Below are 18,640 nucleotides of genomic sequence, written 5' to 3'. Positions count from 1 at the left end.
GCTCGCTGGCACAAGTGACGAGCGGTTCGATCAGGACATCACGCTGTGCCGGCGTAGCTTTCGCCAAACCCTGGCAACGTCGACCAAGTCATCGCTCGTCGCGGTGAGGTCGTAAGCCCCGGAGCGCTGCGCCAGCACCATCAATAGCTCGTAGCGTTCCGGAGGCACCTGACCAGTGGCTTTAGCGGCGTAAGCCTGAGCAAGTTCTGCTGCAATACTCCCCGCATTTAGTTGAAGCGGGTCCGATTCAGTGGATAACGTGGATGCGTTCCACTTGCTGAGCCTGCGTGCTGCATCGTGAATTTCGATGATCTTCCTGTGCAGCTTCATCGCAGGATCGGACTGGGACTGTCGACTGTCGGTTGTCCTGACCTCGGGGAACTGATCGGTCATGTCTTGCCACAGACGCTCGATCTCCTTCAAGTTCCTGCTGATTCGGTCCTGTCCTAGCTTTGCCCGCAGTACTGCGACAACCGGAACCGCACCCATGATCAGTGATCCAGCAACCGCGAGGAAGAAAGTTAGGGCCTTCACATGCATCTCTGGATCGGCCGACCCAGAGCCTGTCAAGACTTCCTGAAACGTGAGAATAGGCGTACTCACCGCAACAAGCGCGAGACCGACCGCAATTGCAATCGCCAAGCCATAGAGTGCTTTCTCACGGACCGCGGTGTCGAAATGTCGAGCTTCGCGTAAGAAGATCCTCATGACAGCAACTGCGACGAACAGAATCGGGGCGTAGAAGGCGGTCCACAAGACGACTGCCGGCCAGCCCAAGTATTGATCGACTAGCTCACCGGCCTTCCGGGAAGATGTCCCGGAAATGAGGATGACGGCACTGAGAGCAAGTCCAACCGCGTCGTAGACCCGCTGGCGCTTCCACACAGCGGAAGGATCGGCTCCAATCCATAACCGCGACATGCCGTAGATGGCCATGACAACCATGACGATGCAACAGAACGTGAGCTGCTGAAACAGAGCGACGTCGCCTACCGGCTTCGGTAGATGCCTGATTGCGTCTTGGACCGCACTTTCACGGAGAACTAACGCGAACCATCCGATGACCAGCGACCGTGTAGTCAGCCTGTCGATGATCGACGAGTTGAGCCACGCGACGCGCACCACCAACGTCAGCGCCATCAGTAGGATGATTGGCCACGAGATCCACGCTGGGACGGGGGAGGTCATTTCGCCCTGAAGAAGGTCGAGCGGAGGGGCGACTGGCGTCGATTTCGATTGACCATTGCCTCGACCATGATGTGGTCGGCGAAGGACTCGGCGGCGGCTTCTTGGTCGTCTTCGAAGCTGTCACGGCCTAACACATTCTCGATGGTTCGCTCCGATACGTGTGGCAACAAGACCCTGAGCATGGCCCTACTGTGTTGAGACTCAGGCAGGCCGGTGTGCGAAAGCACCATGTGACCTACCTCGTGGCCGATGACCTGGTCTGCTTGATACTCGGCAACGTCGGACCCGTACACAATGAAGTCGTCTTGCTTGCGCGCAACCCACAGCCCGCAGAGGGTCCCTGTCAGGCCCACACGGCTCAGCCTTGCCGACTCGACGGGCCACAGGACGATAGGTCGATCACGTTCCTCCGCGATCAGGTCGATGAACTTGTGACGCGACCACGGCTCATCCGACGGCATGTTCGCTGCGATGCGTCGCACAACCGACCGAATCTGAATCTCTTGACTCACGGGCCCCGACTCCCTCCGACCTTGCAACCGAAAACGATGAACGGCGCTAGACGTTACTCCTGGTACCGGTTGTATCGGATTCCTTGCCTTTGTGCTGCTCAGGGAGCTGTTCGAGTATGTTCATGAGGTCCTCGGCGCTCATCGCGCCTCCGTCGCGCATCGCAAGTAGCTGAACGCCGGAATCGCGTAGCTGGGTCAGCACTGACAGTTCGCGGTCGTAGCTCTCCGCCGTGCTGTCCCACTTGTTCGCGAGGAAGGAGGCGGGGGCCTCGAAGTACTCAGCGAGAGCATGAACCAAGTCGGCGTCGACGAATCGAAAACCGGCTTCAGCGCGCAACTCTGCTATATCCGTCTCGTGAACAAGTCGTCCCAACAAGCTGGAGACCGCTCCGGCGACGACGGCATTGCTGATTTCCGGGTTGTCCGCGGTGCGGTTTGTCTCGAAGAGTTTGTTGATTCTCACGTGCAGCGGTGGCGTTGCCTTGGACATGTTCGTTCCGTTCTTTGTTAGCGGCGGCGACTATCTCTTAGACGGCGCGCGAAGCGCTGGGCTGTTGCGTGATCGATTTCGATGGGACTGCCGTAAAGCCAACGGCGGTAGAGCTTTTCCTCGCGCTCTGGATCGTCGTAATCGACAGGATGCTCGAGCAGTGCCGCGATTGCGGAGTCAATTGCCTTGTGGTGCTGGCCATGATTACGTTCCAACGTTTCGGTGACGAAGGACCCGGCGATGGCAGACACTGCAACGTCCAGTTTCTTGAGTGCTACCCGCAAATCATCGACTCCTGAGGTGCTGTCTTCCATGCCAGCGATCTCTCTGTGCATGTCCCTCTGGGCCTCGAGCAATTTAGTCAGAGGGTCGAGGCCGACCGTGACATTCCCCGCACCCGCCTTGTACGGTATTTGCCCCAATACAACCGGCTGCGCACTTTCCCAGTAGACGTTCGCGGCGCTTCCGGGCTTCCAACTCAGGCCGGTATCGAACTTTTGCAAGGTACTTGGCCGCGGGTTGTTGAGCTCGCCGCGTTCGGCCATCAGGACGACGGGCTTTGTCGGCCCACCTGCTTCGCGTAACCCCGTGATGGTGAGGTTCCGTTGCTTTCTGCGGGAGCTGACGCAGGTGGCAAACCATAGTGGGTGTCCCGTTTGCGTCACTGATCCATCCTAGGTCCGAGGTCAATATAAGGTCAATAAACTGAGCAGGGTCAATAAACGAGTCGGTCGCAAAACTCCTGCTCAGAGGCGTGTTATCCGTTCTAAATTGACTTCTACTTGCCCATCGCTCAGAGGGACCATAGTGTTCCGCTCGTGACAAAACGCGGCGCAACAAGATCATGCGTTGAGTTTCGTGAATCTAGAAGACTGGATCCACGGGACGTCCAGAGAAGGGTGGTCGGCCCACTCATGACCGACCGAGGCGATTCCGTTCAGCTGCCACTGAACCGGACTACTGGCGACATGAACGCCGTCCTGCCATCAAAGTCCTCACGGAAGCACGTCCGACGGTCGGTTTCGTACGCGATCGAAGGAGGCAACTACACGCGACACCTCGAAACCAAGGGCGCTAGCGATCTTTCGGGCCATTGCGTCCGACAGCTTCACATGACCGCGTTCGAGTGCGCCGATGTGCTGAGGGCTCACCTGAACTTTGCCAGCAAGATCACCCTGCGTAAGGCCGCGAGCTACCCGCAAGTCTCCAAGGTGCTCATCACTGGGGTCCACGATCACCACATCGGTTACACCCACTTGCAGCACTGCGAGGCAGCGGGCAAGTGCGGCGATGCCTGGATCCGCCTTTCCCTGCTCCCACTGCGAGTAGGTCGACGCTCCGATACCGCCCCGTCGAGCAACCTCCGCGCCACTGAGCCCGGCCCTGGCTCGGGCGTCTCGCAGGCGGCTCGGATCGAAACCACGGAGGCGGCGCTTCATCGCTGGTACTCCACGGTGAGTCACAATGTCACCCGCCTATTCCTGGTAGCACATAATGTAGTCGAAAAACAGATTGGTTATCACGGGTTGTTTAAACCGGACTATCGAAGTAAGGTTTAGCACAGGACCCGAACAAAGAAAGAACCCCCGTGGTGCGCGTAGCTGATTGGCGTCCGCAAAGCGCATCCACGAGGGCCGACCCAGCAGACAGGGGTGCGACCGTAGTCGCGTCTACATGGGCATTCTCAGCCTAACTGACGTCGACGTACGTAGCGCCCCGGAACGGAGCGCTACGTGCTGTCCATTCACTCAGGAAGTCTTGAAGTCTCAGCGGCCGTACAGATGCCACGAGACCAGTGCAGCGCAGTGAACGACCGAGTCGTCGGTCTCGCTGTGTGCTCCCTGTCCTCGGCACCGCATTCCACGCACCTTCTTTTGTGCGAAGAGACCGGCGAACCGATGGGCACATGGACCGACGCTGATCCGACGTTCCGTGTACCCACGGACGGTTCGAAGGTCATGCCCGGCGTCCGATCGCGCGCATTCGGCGACGCCGCCTGACCCCAGTCGTGAGCTACAGCGACAGTCCGACTCCTGAGACTGCGCCGTAGCTCATTTGGTGGACCGGCGCGAGGGTCGCGTGGTGACGCTTCGACCTCATCGTGTGCCGAACTGGGCGACCCCGCCGGGACATCGAACACACTCCCACCCCTCCACTGACAGAAAGGAATACGACCGATGCCTTGGATCTTCTCGCAGCTTTGGTTCTGGCTTGGCCTGCTGGGCTGAGCGCTCGTGGATGCCAGTGCGCAACGGACGCACGCTGGCATCCACTCCCAAGGCATCACCCATCGTCCGCGCTGAGGGATCACCCGAAGGCTGACCCTCGTTTTCGGTCGTTCTCCCAGCGCGGTCGGTGGTGGTTCCACCATCAACCACTCTAGTCACACCCGCCCAATACCGCTGCATCGCAGCGCTTACGAAAGGCACCACCACACATGTCTCCCCAGCAAGGAATTGGCGGACGTCACCGCCGCCGCAGAGAACGAGCACTCGTTCTCACTGCCGTGCCCGTCGCCGTCGCCCTCGCGTGGGGCACCGCAACCGCACACGCGGCACCGCAGGACTTCGTGACCGCACCCGACACCGCCCAGTCCGGAACCACCGACACCACCCCCGTCGCGCCGCCGCCCGCGCCGACCCAGGAACGCCAGTTCCTGCCCGGCTACCAGGCCTCACCCCAGGTGCAGCAGACGCAGTGGCGTAGCTACGACGACTACCGGTCCGGCAACCAGCAGTCCTCGTACCAGAACACCTACTACGAACCGGCCCCCGCGCCGCAGGCCGCACCGACCCAGGCACCGCCCGCACTGCAAGCAGCTCCGCCGCCCCCGCCGCCCGTTCCGACTGTGCAGCACAAGGTCATTGCACCGATCGACGCACCCGAGGGCTACGTCCTCGTCGGCGGCGAGCTCGTACCGTACGACCCGAACCTGCTCGACCCGAACCTGGTCGAACAGTTCAACAACACCGGAGCCGCCATCCAGGCCGACGGCGGAAACTGGCTCGTGGACAACGGATTCGCCGACGCATCCCGCGCCGACCGCATCGCAGCAGGTACCGCAACCGGCGTCATCACAGGTGGCGCTGTCGGCCTCGCCGCTTCCGTGGCCCCTGCCGCAGTGATCACCGGCACCGCAGCCGCTATCGGCGGCGGACTCGGCGTCGCAGCCACTACCGGCACAGGTGCGATCGTCTGGGGCGGACCGGTCGGATGGGTCTTCATCCCCGGAGCGGCCGCACTCGCCGGAGCAGGAGTCGGCGCTGCCCTCTCGGCTCCGATCGTGCTAGGCCTGACCGGCACAGGTGCGGTCATCGGCGGCATCCTCGGTGCCACCGTGCTCGGCGGCGAGCAGCAGATCATCGAAGAACCCGCACCGCTTCCGGCACCCGAGAGCATTCCGGCTGCCCCTGCTGCGCCCCTGACCGTCGATTCCCCCAGCGTGCAGAACGCCATCGACACCACCGTCGACCAGATCCAGGGCAGCCTCGACCTCGCCCCGGCCGACGTCGACCAGGCCGCCACGGCGGTCCAGGGGTGGACCGAACCCGCCTACGAGCAGGTTCAGCAGTTCACCTCCACCGCCCTCGAGCAGCCTGCCGTTGTGGACACCGTCGCCGCGGTGAACACCGCCGTCGCTCCCGCTCTCGACCAGGCGAAAGCCGCACTTGCAGGCCTGAACCTCGCGGTCTGACCTCCGGGTGCAGCCCGACCACTCCCGGTGGCCGGGCTGTATCCGAAGGTTCGACCCCGTTCCTCTACTTCGATCCCTCGGAAAGGCCTGTTGTGGCACCTCGAGACCGCACCACCGACACCGACAACGACATCGGCGACGTCGACGTCGACGGCACCGACGACTGGTTCGCTGAGCCTGTCATCGCCGAGACCGACACCGCTGCAGCAGCTTCCGAATATCCGACCGAGCGCAGACTGACAGTCCTGGCCGAGCATCAGTCCGTCGACACCGAGCCGGACGACGACTGGTTCGTCGAGCACCCTACCGACGACATCGCGGTGGACCACCCTAACCGTGGCCCCGCATCCCAGCCCTCGGAAGGATTCGGCTCCTTCGACGAACGGACCTCCGTGCTTCGCGCTGGAGGCCCCTACACCGCGCCCTCACCTCCGCAGTCGTGGTGGCGACGCCACCGCGCCGCCGTCGCCGTCACCGCCGCACTCGCGGTCCTGATAGGGGGAGTAGTGGGAGCCGGGCTGGTGGTGACCGGATTCGGTGACGAACCGCAACCACCGCCTGTACTGCTTCCCGACGAGATCGTCACCACCACAACGGCTCCTACCTCGACCGCGCCCGCAGCAGCCGGTGCAGCCGCAGCCGATGTCACCTGGTGCCGGGGGCAAGCCGACGGTGACCCGGTCACCGAAGACAGTGCCGACCCCGGCGCGGCGGCGATCTGGCGGTTCGAGAAGGCCTTCTACTTCGACCGCGACGGCGCTGCCGCCCGCGCCGCAGGTGCACCAGATGCGGTGATGGCGTCCGCGCAGCGCCTCCAGGCAGGGATCGACCAGCTCGAACCCGACATCGAGTTCTGTGTCCTGGCCGACCCGATCGACGCCGGAATCTACGACGTCACCGTCGTCGAACGCGGACCCGGCATCGACGGACGCATGAGTCGCCAACGGATCACCACCACCAAGCCGCAGGACGGCACGACGCTCATCTCCGCCATCGTCTCCCGCTGACCCCCATGACCAGGCATATCCGCTGGATCCCACCGAAGAAGAGAGAAGCCGTGCACACACCCATCGACCAGGTTCGCCGCCACACCGTGCGCCTGCTCGCCGCTACCGCCGCAGTGACCATCGTGGTCTCCGCCAGCGGCGTCGCAGCCGCGCAACCGTCCACCACACCCACCCCACCGGACACCGGTAGCGGGGACTGCCCGGTACTGCATCTCGTCGTCGTACCCGGTACCACCGAGATCGACGAGAACACCTCACCCGACACCGATTCCGGATTCTTCTCACGGCTGACCGTGCCCGCGATGCGCGATGCTAACTCCGGTGACGGGCCTGCCCTCGAACGGAGCTACGTCCCGTATCCGGCGAGTTTCGGCGGCAAGCCCGGCGATCGCTCCGCCGTTCCCTACGCCCAGTCCGTCGACATCGGCGTCGAGAACACCACCAAGATGATCTCCGACATCGCCACACACTGCCCCGGCACCAAGGTCTTCCTCTCCGGCTACTCCCAGGGCGGCGAGGTCGCCTCCCAGGTCACCCGCGAAATCGGGGCAGGAACCGGACCCGTCGACGCCGACCACTTCGCCGGCGCAGCACTGTTCTCCGACCCCACCCGCGCCGAAGGCGAAGACGTCATCGCCAGCGGCGGCTCCACCCCCGCCCCGGCACCGGGCACCAGCGGCGCAGCAGTGGACACCGTCCAACTCGCCCCGGCTGTGGCCGCAGCCGCCCCCGCAGGCGGCGGTATCGCACCGACACCGAAGATCGCCGGATTCGGAGCAGTCTCGGACCGGGTCGCCTCGTACTGCACCGCAGGCGATCTCGCGTGCGACACCCCCATCGACGCCCCCGCCGCCAAGCTCGTTGCCTCCATCGCCGGACAGTCCTCGATGGACACCCGCGACCCCGTCCGGATCCTCACCGACGTCTCCACCGCCGTCGGACGCACCGCCCTGATGACCGGTGCGTCGGTGATCAACGACAACATCGACTTCGACTCCAAGGCAGGACGATTCGAGGTCAACTCGTCCTCGGAAACAGTGCTGTCGAAGATGGCGAAGTACTCCGACCCCTCCGCCACCTCGACCGACGAGATGATCGACGAAGCAGTCGGTGCGGTCACCAAGATCGCCGGTATGGCCATCGGCGCGGCGATCACCGTCGCCAAAGACGTCATCACCCCCGAGACGATCGGCCAGCTCGCCACCGTCGGCCTGACCAACCCACCCGCAGCCCTCGGCATACTCGCCACCAAAGTGCTGTCCTCGGCGGTCAAGCTCGTACCCCCGGCCACCATCGACTCGGCCGTCGACGTCGCATTCAAGGAAGTGTCGAACACCATCGACGAGAACGCCGGTCTCGCGCAGCTCGTCACCGACACCTCGTACTGGAACACCGCCACCAAACACGGCTCCTACGACAGTGTTCCGGTCGGATCCAAAGGTGAAACCCCCGTCGAGCTGACCGTCCGGTGGATTGTCGCCCTCGCCGCCGACCTCACCGGCGATCAAAGCCTCGCAGACAAAGTCGGCGCAGTGATCAAGCAGGGCGCGGCGCTGTTCGCCACCACCGACACCGTCCGCAGCGCCGGGAGCATCCTCGCCGCCCACGCCACCGTCGGGTCCACCGCTACCTCCTCGACGACCGCAGCGGCCACCACCATCGCGGACGTTCCCGCCGTAGCGCCCACGACCGTCTCGCCGACCACCACTCGGTGACCGAGAACGCCGGAGAAGGAGGTGCGCCCGACATGGCCGCACAACCAGCAGAGCGCCGTGACTACGACCGAGACGACGAACCATCTGTCACCCCGGCCGGACTGCGGATACCACCGCAATCCCGGCAGGCACCGATACACGACAACCCGGTCTCACCATCGGTCCACGGTCGCCAGCCCGCGATGTGGCTCCTCGCCGCTCACGGGCGCTCCGGCGCAGGCACACTCGCTCAGATCTGGGCCCCGGCGGGCGACGCCCGCCGGGGCTGGCCCGCCCGCGACCGGCACCCGCACGTCGTGGTCGTCGCGCGCACCGACCGCGCCGGCCTCGACGCTGCACACGATCTGCTCCTGCAAGCAGCCGCAGGACTGACCGGCGGCTGCACCCTCCTCGGACTCGCTCTGGTTCCCGACGCACCAGGCCCACTCCCGAAGACCCTGCGCCGCTGGGCCGATGTCGTCGCCTCCGCAGCCCCGGCGGTCTGGCGGATCCCGTACGTCGAGGATCTGCGCACCCACAGACAGCACGAGCTCGCGATCTGGACACCCTCCGAGCCCGACCCACCCCCACCCGGGCGGATGCGGGCACCCGCCCCTTCGACCACCACGCCACACCACGAACTCGCCGTGATCGGGCGGGAAATCTTCGCTGCCGCCCGCATCGCGGCAGGCCACTGAACCGCAATACCACTCACCCTCACAGAAAGAGATCAACCATGATCACTACCCTCGCCGCGTCGACAACCACCTTCCTCGCACAGAACATCGGTGATGTCAGCCCCCAAGCACCGGACGGCCGCACCGGGGAGAAGATCTTGACCCTGCTGTCCTGGCTGATGTGGGGCTGCATCATCGCCGCCGTCGCCGGAATCATGATCTGCGGCGCGATGCTCGCCTACGAGAAGATCTCCGGCGGTGGCCAAGGCGGTGCCACCGGCAAACTCGTCGGCGGCTTGTTCGGGTCCATTGTCATCGGTGGTGCCGCCGGCCTGGTCAACATGCTCGTCCTATGACCGCCTTGAACTGGACCTTGTGGGGGGGGGGTGTTCATCGCCTCGATCAGCGCGATGGTGATCAGCGGAGGTGTGGTCGCCGTCGACAAGACCATCTGCAGCCGACACGACCGCGCGACCACAGTCCTGCTGGTCTCGACCGTGGTCGGCACTGTCTCCGCAGGTATCGGCGCGGTGATCGCATGACCGGTCACACCGGCGCCCTGGCCATCACCGTGCTCTGTTCGTTCAGCGCCTGGTGGGTGAACGTGTCATGGCCATGACCGACGTGCTCGCTCAACCACCCACCGAACCGGTCGAATGGCCCGACGAGGTGTGGCAGCCGATCATGACGGGCCTGTCGTGGCTGCTCTGGTTCGCCATCATCACCTGCATCGCAGCACTGTTCGTGTGCGGGGCCGTGTTCGTCAACCAGCGCAAGTCCACCGGAACACAGATGGTCGAGGACGCGACCCTGGCCCGCATCCTGATCTGCGCCGCCATCATCGGATCCGCATCCGGAATCGCTCAAGCCGTCCTCGCCTGAGAAACCCACATTCGCTGCACCCGAACTACATTCGACCCGAAAGGCCTCACCTGATGACCGTCTCCCGCACACTCCGGATCGCCGCGACAGCGGCGACCGTCCTCGCACTCGCTGCGTGCGGATCCGGCAACGACGACGCCCCTACCGCCACCCCGGACGCAGCACCCGATCTGCGCTCCGCCCCGGCCGAACTGACCTGGCGCGAGGTCGCGGGAGTGTCTGTGCCGACCTCACGGATCGACGGGCCCTTCGCCGGAACATCGGTGAACCGCAGCGGATACGCACAAACCCCGCAAGGCGCTGTCCTGGCCGCGATCAACGGACAGACCGCACTCGCCGTCGCCGACGACCGCGCCTGGCCGGACGTGGTCAACACCGTCACCGCACCCGGACCGGGCCGCGACGAATTCGCGGCCGCCCGCACCGCCGTCACCGTCTCCGGATCGGTCCCCGCCGACGCGGCACCGAAGTTCGTCGGGTTCGAGGTCACCGACTACAGCGACGACCCGCTCTCAGCGGCAGTGTCGGTCGCCCAAACCATCGGTACCGACACCCAGCTCTATGCCTACCCGGTTGCGCTGCAATGGATATCGGATGACTGGCGGATCGTCCTACCGACCGCCGAGGAGAACATCGACGCCGTCGAACTGGACTCCATCGACGGCTACACCACTTTGGAGCGCACCTCATGAGCCGCCGTATCCGCAGCATTGTGATCGCAGTCTCGGCCCTGGTCGTCGTCGCAGTCGTCGGTGCGATCGTCTTCATCGTCCCGAATATGAACGACGACGACAGCACACCGCCCGTGGTGGCACCGCCGACCACCCAACCAGAACCCCCAGACGCATCGGGCTCGGGAAGCAACGGGCAACGCGGTTTCGGGACACCCGTCGTCGACATCCTCGGTCGCAAGGTCACCGTCCCCAACAATCCGATCGGGCAGCCGCTTCCGCAAAGCCCACCGGACCCACGAGTCGAATGCACCCCGACCAACACACCGGTCACCTCACCGACCGGGGTGCAGATCCAGCAGACCACCGCAGTGCCGATGCTCGTCTCGACCACAGACGGCCCGGACGCGATAAGTGGAAACGTCCTGACCGGATACAGCCGCAGTCCGCAGGGCGCGGCGTTGGCCGGCTGGAACTGGCTGGCCGCGCTCTACGGCCCTGGAGCGGTCGCCAAGGATGCCTACGAGCAGCTGACAGTGCAAACCCCCGAACTCGATGCCCTCGCCGCCAACGAACGATGGGACAACCCGGCATCGTCGGCCGCATCGGCGCTCCCCGCCCCGGTCGGCTTCCACATGATCTCCTGCACCGACGATTTCGCCTCCGTCGAATACGCCATCGAAGTTCCTGTCGACGAGAACGGTCGCCGCCGCACCACACCGGTGTACTCGGTGCTGCGCGCGGGCTTGTTCTACGACGGCGATCACTGGAAGGCACGCCTGGACTCGCGATCGGTCTCCGGTAATACCGAGATCACCGACATCAGTTCCTTCACCCGCTGGAGCTTCGCATGACGCGGCAGGCCGTGCCCGCACGGATTCGTAGTGCCGCTGTCCGGGTGCTGATGCTCGCGGTGATCACCCTCGGCATCGTGGCGGGAAGCAGCGCCGTCGCCTACGCACAGGACACACCCCCAGAGATCCCCGCAGTCGCCGATATCGCCGACCAGGGCAACGATTTTCAGAAGGACCGCCGTGAGTGCCTCGCCGAGAATGCGAGTGACAGAAACGGTTTCCAGGACTTCATGAACGACATCACCGGCAACATCGTCCCCGAGACGTTCTGCCTTACCAACTCGTTCGAGGACAACCCCGGCGACGCGATATCTACTGCCGTCTCCTCCGTGGGGTCCGCGTTCTGGAGTGATCCCGTCGGTGACTTCACCAAAGCCGTGATGGAAGGCAACAGCCAGGCATTCCGTACCGTCATGACCTTCTGGATGTCCTCGGGCATACCAGGACTCGCCGCCGAGAACGCCATGTCGGGGCTACGCAACATCATCACCGGATTCACCGTCGTCGCCTTGTTCGCCTCGATCGTCATCGCGATGACCAAACTCGCCATCGCCCGCAAACAAGCAGTGATGGAAGGAGCCACCGAAACAGCCAACATGCTCGTGCGCACCGTCGTCACCGTGTCGCTGCTGCCGATCCTGGTGTTGATGTTCCACCAAGTCGGAGACGTCGCCTCGGCCTACGCGCTCGAGAAGTTCGTCGGCGGGGACCTGAACGAGAAGATCACCGCCATCACCGCGTTCGACGACAAGACCGGCCTCGGCCCGATACTCGCTCTCGCCTGCGCCGGGTTCGCCTTCCTCGGTTCGGTTGCCCAGCTCATCGCACTGCTGATCCGTGAGGCCGTGTTGTGCGTCGTCGTCGCCGTCATCCCGCTCGCCGCTGCAGCGTCGGCCACCGGCACCGGGCGTAGCTCCTACAAGTCGATGATCGCGTTCACTCTCGGCGCGCTGCTGTTCAAGCCGGTAGCGACGCTGCTGTATCTGTTCGCGTTCTGGGCATCCTCGGCGTCGAGCTCGGATCAGATCGCCACGGTCATCATCGGCTCGATCCTGCTGGCCGTCGTCGGGTTCTCCCTGCCCACCTTGGTCAAGATCGTCGCTCCCGCAGCGGAAACCATCTCTGCCGGTGGGCGGGAAGTAGGGGCACTCGGCGCAGCAGGAGGTGCGGTGATGGGGGCAGGCGGGATGGCGGCATCGCGCACCCTCGGCGCAGCGGCGAACACCGTCGCCGGATCCTCCGGTGGCGGCGGCAAAAGCGGCTCCTCGGGCGGGAACGGCACCGGTGCGCGTCCCACTCCCGGATTTCAGGGCCGATACAACGGGGGATCGAGTCCATCGCACGCGGGCGCATCGTCCGGGCCGATGGGCGCAGCCCGCAGGGTCGGCTCGGCCGTCGGGTCGGCAGGGCGCACAGCATCCTCGGCAGGCCTGCGTGGGGCAGCCGGGGCACTCAAAACCGCGGGCACCGTCGCGCGCACCGCAGGCTCGGCCTCCACTGCTCTCGGCTCGGCTGCAGAAGGCGCAGTCGGCAACTACCACGGACGGATCCAACGATGAGCGCCCAACTCGAAGCCCCGTACGAGCCACCGATCTACTCCGCCGGCAACCGGCCCCAGTCGACATTCGCCTTCGGCCTGCCGACGAAGGTCATCGCCTACGGTGCAGGGTTTTTCGCGGTCTCGTTCGCGGTTCTGATCTTCGTCCATGTCGTCGCCGGACTGGCTCTGATGGGCCTCGGCGCGGTGATCCTCACACCTCTGGTCGTCGCACCGAACGGCCGAACCCTTTACGAGACAGGACAACTGAGAATGCAATGGTTCCGGCGCAAGCACATCGACAAGTCCACCGAGTACCACGCCGGACCGCACTCGAGGATCCCTGGTGGCCGCTACAAGCTCCCAGGCCTGCTCGCCCGCACCAAGGTCTACATGGGAATCGACCGGCACGGCAACGAATTCGGGATGATCCACAACCCCGACGATCACCGCTACACCGTCGTCTTCGACGCCCTCCCGGGCGGTGACGAGGCGATCGTCCAGCGCGACAAGGATCTCTACACCGCCGACTGGGGTGTCTACCTCGCCGATCTCGGACTGCCCGGCGACATCGTCGGCGCGGTCGTGGTGGTGGAGAACATTCCCGCCACCGGGCTGCGCCTGGCGCGGCGAGCCGAACACGAACTCGTCTCCACCGCACCGCCCTTGGCGGCGACGTTCGTCGAGCAGTCCGCCGTCCGGATGCCGTCCGGGCGTCACCGCACCCTGGCACGGTTGTCGATCACCTTCCGTGCCACCACCAAGGAGCGGCAGAAGGACCCCGAAGAGATGGCCACCGAACTGGCCCGCCGCCTGCCGGATCTGTACGAGTCGCTCTCCGGTGCCGGGATCGACGCACAACCGATGACCGCCGCCGAGATCACCGCGGCCGTGCACCGCTCCTACAACCCCTCGACCGAGAACGACTTCGAGGAACTCGAGATCTCCGGCGAAGAGCACGGCGTCGACTGGAATGACGCCGGACCGGGGCGCGCGAAGACCGAGTGGGGTCACTACCGCCACGACGGCGGCGTCTCGGTCGTCTGGGAAATGGCCGCACCGCCGGAATCGGTGTTCACCGACACCGTCCTCAAACCGCTCCTGCAGCCGCACGACGACCTCCCGCGCAAACGATTGACGCTCGTCTACCGCCCCTACACCGCCGGGGACGCCGCGAAGAAGGTCGACAAGCAACACCGAGACGCCCTGCACGCGATCAATTCTCGCGGCAACAAGATCACCTCCGCCGGGTCGGAGAAGCGCCACGAGATCGCCGAGCAGGCCCGCCGGGAAATGGTCTCCGGAGCCGGATACGAACGCTATTCGGTGCTGCTGACGATCACCGTCGGATCGGTCGAAGAAATCGCCAACGCCGCCGCCGTCACCGAATCACTCGCTGCCCGCTCCCGGCTACGGCTGCGCCGCGCGTTCGCCTTCCAGGACGCCGCGTTCGTCGCCGGTCTCGGCGTCGGTGTGCTTCTGCCCGATCAGATCTCGACCTCGATCCTGGTGCGCCGCAGCTAGACGCTGCTCGCCCGCACCGGCCCACCCCCTGCGTGAGAAAGAGACTCCCGACGATGACCATGACCGACGACCGACCCGACTCGGGATACAGCGACGGCGACCTGCACTTCGAGACCGACACTGCGCAGCCGTCGGCGTTCGTCCGCTGGATCATCGGCGACGCCGACTACGCCGCGCTTGCCGCAGCCGTCGCCGTCGGCGACGCCGAAGAGCCCTACAAGCTGTCCCGACGCGGCATCGGTCTGGCGCGGTGGCGCAACGAGAACCCGGTCAGCAACCAAGCCTTCATTCAAGAGGCCGCCTTGGACCAGTTGTGGCGGGAATCGTTGTCCTCGACCACACGCGGGCTCAAGGGTGCCGGTGGTGGCCGCATGTCGACCGTCCCGGCCCCGATCGAGTACGAAGCGACCTCGGTGCAGATGTGCGGGCTCAACCCGTGGGCGATTGGCGCGGCCGCGCCCTCGTCGGGGACCATCGTCGGTCAGCACGCCATCACCGGCAACGCCGTCTCGTGCGATCCGTTCGCGTATTTCCGCGACAAGCTCATCGGCAACCCGTCGATGTTCGTTCTGTCCCTGCCGGGCCTGGGGAAGTCGACACTGATCCGCAAGATCCTCCTCGGCGCGTGCGGATGGGGGCAGACCCCGATCGTCGCCGGCGACATCAAAGGCGAATACGTCAAGCTCACCCGCCTGCTCGGCGGGCAGGTGATCACCCTCGGGCACGGCGGTGGGCACCTCAATCCCCTCGCTGCCGGGGCCCTCGGGCAGGCCGTGGTCCGCGCGATCACCGCCCGCGACGAGGCCACCGACCCGGCCCGGATCGCCGAGCTCGACGAGCTGATCAACGTCGCTACCATCACCATCGCCACCCGTCAGATCAACGCCGTCTGCGCCTTGGTCGAGCTGATCCGCTACGACACCCACTCGGTGAAGGCATTCGAGAATTCCTTGATCGGGATCGCGCTGCGTGAGCTGTACGCCGACGGCGGATTCTCCTACACCCACCCGCCGCTGCTCAAAGACCTCTACGCTCGCATCGACGCCGGATCGGAGGACATGCTCCAAGCGGCGTACAAGACCGATCACGAGGGCTACCGCGAGGCAATCACCGAGCTGATGCAGGCCCTCGGCGCACTGACCTCAGGCCCACTCGGGGACATCTTCGCCGACCACACCACCGAACCGATCGACCTCGACGCACCGATGATCTGCATCGACGTCTCTTCCCTCGACCGCGGCGACACCACCCTCAAAGCGGCCGTGATGCTCTCATGCTGGGCCGACGCCTACGGCACCGTGGAAGCGGCGCACCTGCTCGCCGACGCAGGCCTGGACCGCCAACGACTGTTCCTGATGGCCCTGGACGAGCTGTGGCAGGTCATCGGTGCAGGGCCGGGCATGGTCGCCCGCGTCAACGAGATCACCCGCCTCAACCGCACCGACGCGACCGGGCTGCTGATGATCACCCACACCGGCCGCGACCTCGAAACCCTGCCCACCGAAGCCGATATCAAGACCGCGAAGGGCTTCATCGACCGGGCCGGCATGGTCGTGTGCGGAGGCCTGCCGATCGGTGAGGTCGAGCGCCTCTCCGGGGAGCTGAAGTTCACCGACGCCGAAGCGGGGATGGTCACCTCCTGGTCACGAGGGGCAGCGCTACGCGGGTCAGAACGCCGCACCGTCCGCAACCCGATCGGGCGCGGGAAGTTCCTGATCAAGGTCGCCAAGGACAACACCCCCGGCATTCCCATCCAGACCGTGCTCACCGACATCGAATACGACACCGGAGTCCACGACACCAACGCGCGATTCGCCGAGTACTTCGCCGGCCAGCACCACGAACTCGACGATGCAGATGCCTACGTGGACGACTCCGAGCTGGCCGGGGCGCGGTGATGCGCGCCGAAGATTCCCGCGAGCATCCGCGTGCCGAGTTCCCCGCCGAGACTCGGGCCTGGGCATTGAGGGAGTATGAGAAGTCTCGCCAGAACTACGCCTCGCGCGCCGAATGCGTTGCAGTCCTTGCCGATGCGATCGGGGCACACGAGAACACCGTGGCACGGTGGGTCAAGGACAAGTTCGGGTCCTCCCGGTCTCCGGCGTCCGATGACGTCGCCGCGAAGCTACGGGCGGCCGAAGCCGAGATCGGACGGCTCCGCAGTGAGAACCGCACTCTTACAGAACGACTCGAAGCCTGCTCGCCGCGTTCGATCACCAGCCAGTCCTACGGCTCGCACTCGTTCGGGGCGGCTGCGCTGTGAAGAAGGGCGGCGCGATCGCGGTGACGGTGGTGCTCGCACTGTCGCTGTTCGTGGTCCTGTTCGTCACCACCGGGGTCCGAGAAGAAGTACCCACCAACTGCATTCCCGGGAAAGATATCTTCGCGGCTGCTGGTGGTGTTCCGGCCGGGTCGTTCTCCAAGCCGATGAAGACCTCCGAAGCGCAGTTGACGAGCCCGTTCGGGTCGCGGTGGGGGACGATGCACAAGGGCATCGACCTCGCCGGTCCCGTCGGTACACCGATCTACGCCTACGCCGACGGCATCGTCACGCAAGCCGGACCCGCCGACGGGTTCGGGATGTGGATCGTCCTCGAACACAACATCGACGGCCAGATCGTCTCCACCGTCTACGGGCACATGTTCCCCGACGGTGTCCTGGTCAAGCCTGGCGAGCACGTCACCGCCGGTCAGCACATCGCCAACGAAGGCAACAACGGCGACACCACCGGCGCGCACCTGCACTTCGAGTACCACACCGGCCCCTGGTCACCCGACAACGCGATCGACCCGCAGCCGTTCTACGAAGCCGCCGCCGAACCCGGCAGCGGACAGACCGGTCAGAGTCCACTACCCTCGCCGTCGACGACCGCACCGACCGGCGGAAGTACCGCTGAGATGGCGGCGCTGCCCGCCGACGTCGGCTCCGAAGAGCACTTCCAGGTCGACACCGTCCGCGTCGCCCGCGCCGTGCACGCGAAGTTCCCGCAGATCACGCGCATCGGTGGGTGGCGCGCCGACGGTGGGGGATTCGACGACCACCCCTCCGGGCGGGCGGCGGACATCATGATCGACAACTGGTCCTCCGAGGAAGGAAAAGCACTCGGCGACCAGGTGAAGGACTACCTGTGGGCGAACCGCGACTACCTCCAGATCGAATACATGATCTGGCGACAGGAATACATCCCCTCCCAAGGTGAACCGAACACCATGGAGGACAGGGGGTCTCCCACCCAGAACCACTTCGACCACGTCCACGTCACCACAGTCGGCCACGGCGCACCGGCACCCGGTCAGACCTACGGGCCCGTCCCAGGCGGCGGCGGATCGGCACCGAAAGCCACCGGCAACTGCACCACCGCACCCGGTGCCGGTCTCGGTGATCATGCGAACCTTGCCGCCGGCCAGATCCCTCCCGAGTTCGAGCCGTGGCTCGCCCTCTCGGCCGCGCAGTGCCGCGAGCTCTCCCCGGCGATCCTCGCGGCGCAGCTCAAACAGGAATCCGGCTTCAGACCGGGTCTGACCAGCCCGGCCGGTGCCGAAGGGTATGCGCAGTTCCTACCCGGCACGTGGGCGTCGTTCGGTTTCCCTGTCGATGACAAGGGCGTGGTCACCGGGGCAGCGGGGGAGGGGGATCCCAACGACATCGGCGACGCCGTCATGGCGCAGGGCCGCTACAACTGCGCTGTCGCCGACACCCTGCGACCGGGGATCGAATCCGGTGCCATCACCGGCGATCCCGTCGAACTGATGCTCGCCGGATACAACGCCGGCCCCGGAGCGGTCCAACAGTTCGGCGGCATCCCGCCCTACTCGGAGACCCAGAACTACGTCACCACCATCACCGCCACCGCATCCGATTACGACCTGGCTCGATAGCCCTCACCGACCACGCACGACCGAAGGAGAC

Annotated in this window: 19 protein-coding genes; 14 read left to right on the top strand and 5 right to left on the bottom strand. The window is 65.2% G+C overall.

What is annotated here, in order from left to right; translation table 11 throughout:
- Window positions 1-30 precede the first annotated feature (30 nt).
- The 5 genes from CH283_RS23815 to CH283_RS29090 all read right to left on the bottom strand — a co-directional run bounded on the left by CH283_RS23815 (window position 31) and on the right by CH283_RS29090 (window position 3,629).
- Window positions 31-1,140: a DUF6545 domain-containing protein gene (locus CH283_RS23815; RefSeq protein ID WP_141215288.1), complete on the bottom strand. Its 1,110-nt coding sequence runs from the start codon at window positions 1,138-1,140 to the stop codon at window positions 31-33.
- Between the two features lie 44 nt (window positions 1,141-1,184).
- Entirely contained in the window at window positions 1,185-1,670 is a 486-nt protein-coding gene (locus CH283_RS23810; RefSeq protein ID WP_141215289.1) for a hypothetical protein, read from the bottom strand.
- A 76-nt stretch (window positions 1,671-1,746) separates the two neighbouring features.
- Window positions 1,747-2,190 carry a hypothetical protein gene (locus CH283_RS23805; protein WP_094639465.1) on the bottom strand — a complete coding sequence of 148 codons (444 nt, stop codon included), beginning with the start codon at window positions 2,188-2,190 and terminating at the stop codon, window positions 1,747-1,749.
- 17 nt (window positions 2,191-2,207) lie between these two features.
- Window positions 2,208-2,855 (bottom strand): hypothetical protein, encoded by a 648-nt coding sequence (locus tag CH283_RS23800; protein ID WP_141215290.1) that lies wholly within the window; start codon window positions 2,853-2,855, stop codon window positions 2,208-2,210.
- A 330-nt stretch (window positions 2,856-3,185) separates the two neighbouring features.
- The gene (locus CH283_RS29090; RefSeq protein ID WP_094639463.1) at window positions 3,186-3,629 is read right to left on the bottom strand and encodes a helix-turn-helix transcriptional regulator; all 444 of its coding nucleotides are present in this window, start codon (window positions 3,627-3,629) and stop codon (window positions 3,186-3,188) included.
- A gap of 998 nt (window positions 3,630-4,627) precedes the next feature.
- Between CH283_RS29090 and CH283_RS23785 the strand changes: the two genes are divergently transcribed.
- From CH283_RS23785 to CH283_RS23725, 14 genes are all read left to right on the top strand, one after another.
- Complete coding sequence (locus tag CH283_RS23785) at window positions 4,628-5,884, top strand: hypothetical protein (RefSeq protein WP_255183317.1); 1,257 nt, start codon at window positions 4,628-4,630, stop codon at window positions 5,882-5,884.
- Window positions 5,885-5,976: 92 nt separating this feature from the next.
- Window positions 5,977-6,891: a hypothetical protein gene (locus CH283_RS23780; protein ID WP_094639460.1), complete on the top strand. Its 915-nt coding sequence runs from the start codon at window positions 5,977-5,979 to the stop codon at window positions 6,889-6,891.
- 5 nt (window positions 6,892-6,896) lie between these two features.
- On the top strand, window positions 6,897-8,606 hold the full coding sequence (locus tag CH283_RS23775) for a cutinase family protein (RefSeq protein ID WP_094639459.1): 1,710 nt from the start codon (window positions 6,897-6,899) through the stop codon (window positions 8,604-8,606).
- A 32-nt stretch (window positions 8,607-8,638) separates the two neighbouring features.
- Window positions 8,639-9,283 carry a DUF6668 family protein gene (locus CH283_RS23770; protein WP_094639795.1) on the top strand — a complete coding sequence of 215 codons (645 nt, stop codon included), beginning with the start codon at window positions 8,639-8,641 and terminating at the stop codon, window positions 9,281-9,283.
- Window positions 9,284-9,321: 38 nt separating this feature from the next.
- Complete coding sequence (locus CH283_RS23765; protein WP_094639458.1) at window positions 9,322-9,618, top strand: hypothetical protein; 297 nt, start codon at window positions 9,322-9,324, stop codon at window positions 9,616-9,618.
- A gap of 30 nt (window positions 9,619-9,648) precedes the next feature.
- The gene (locus CH283_RS28490) at window positions 9,649-9,804 is read left to right on the top strand and encodes a hypothetical protein (RefSeq protein ID WP_176457206.1); all 156 of its coding nucleotides are present in this window, start codon (window positions 9,649-9,651) and stop codon (window positions 9,802-9,804) included.
- Window positions 9,805-9,871: 67 nt separating this feature from the next.
- Window positions 9,872-10,144: a hypothetical protein gene (locus tag CH283_RS23760; protein WP_094639457.1), complete on the top strand. Its 273-nt coding sequence runs from the start codon at window positions 9,872-9,874 to the stop codon at window positions 10,142-10,144.
- 53 nt (window positions 10,145-10,197) lie between these two features.
- Window positions 10,198-10,836 (top strand): hypothetical protein, encoded by a 639-nt coding sequence (locus tag CH283_RS23755; protein WP_094639456.1) that lies wholly within the window; start codon window positions 10,198-10,200, stop codon window positions 10,834-10,836.
- Entirely contained in the window at window positions 10,833-11,669 is an 837-nt protein-coding gene (locus CH283_RS23750; RefSeq protein ID WP_094639455.1) for a hypothetical protein, read from the top strand. The genes CH283_RS23755 and CH283_RS23750 overlap by 4 nt, the downstream gene beginning before the upstream one ends.
- Window positions 11,666-13,228, top strand: a complete 1,563-nt coding sequence (locus CH283_RS23745) for a hypothetical protein (RefSeq protein ID WP_094639454.1) — start codon at window positions 11,666-11,668, stop codon at window positions 13,226-13,228. Before CH283_RS23750 ends, CH283_RS23745 begins: the two co-directional genes overlap by 4 nt.
- Window positions 13,225-14,730, top strand: coding sequence for an SCO6880 family protein (locus tag CH283_RS23740; protein WP_094639453.1), 1,506 nt, complete (start codon window positions 13,225-13,227; stop codon window positions 14,728-14,730). Before CH283_RS23745 ends, CH283_RS23740 begins: the two co-directional genes overlap by 4 nt.
- Before the next feature lie 53 nt (window positions 14,731-14,783).
- Window positions 14,784-16,628, top strand: coding sequence for an ATP/GTP-binding protein (locus CH283_RS23735; protein WP_255183316.1), 1,845 nt, complete (start codon window positions 14,784-14,786; stop codon window positions 16,626-16,628).
- Window positions 16,628-16,993 carry a transposase gene (locus CH283_RS23730; protein WP_094639452.1) on the top strand — a complete coding sequence of 122 codons (366 nt, stop codon included), beginning with the start codon at window positions 16,628-16,630 and terminating at the stop codon, window positions 16,991-16,993. Before CH283_RS23735 ends, CH283_RS23730 begins: the two co-directional genes overlap by 1 nt.
- A complete protein-coding gene (locus CH283_RS23725; RefSeq protein ID WP_094639451.1) occupies window positions 16,990-18,609 on the top strand; it encodes a peptidoglycan DD-metalloendopeptidase family protein in 1,620 nt (539 codons plus the stop codon). The genes CH283_RS23730 and CH283_RS23725 overlap by 4 nt, the downstream gene beginning before the upstream one ends.
- Window positions 18,610-18,640 lie beyond the last annotated feature (31 nt).

It is taken from the genome of Rhodococcus sp. 05-2254-2, assembly GCF_002259095.1.
Lineage (GTDB): Bacteria > Actinomycetota > Actinomycetes > Mycobacteriales > Mycobacteriaceae > Rhodococcoides.
This window is presented reverse-complemented; position numbering and strand designations above follow the sequence as displayed.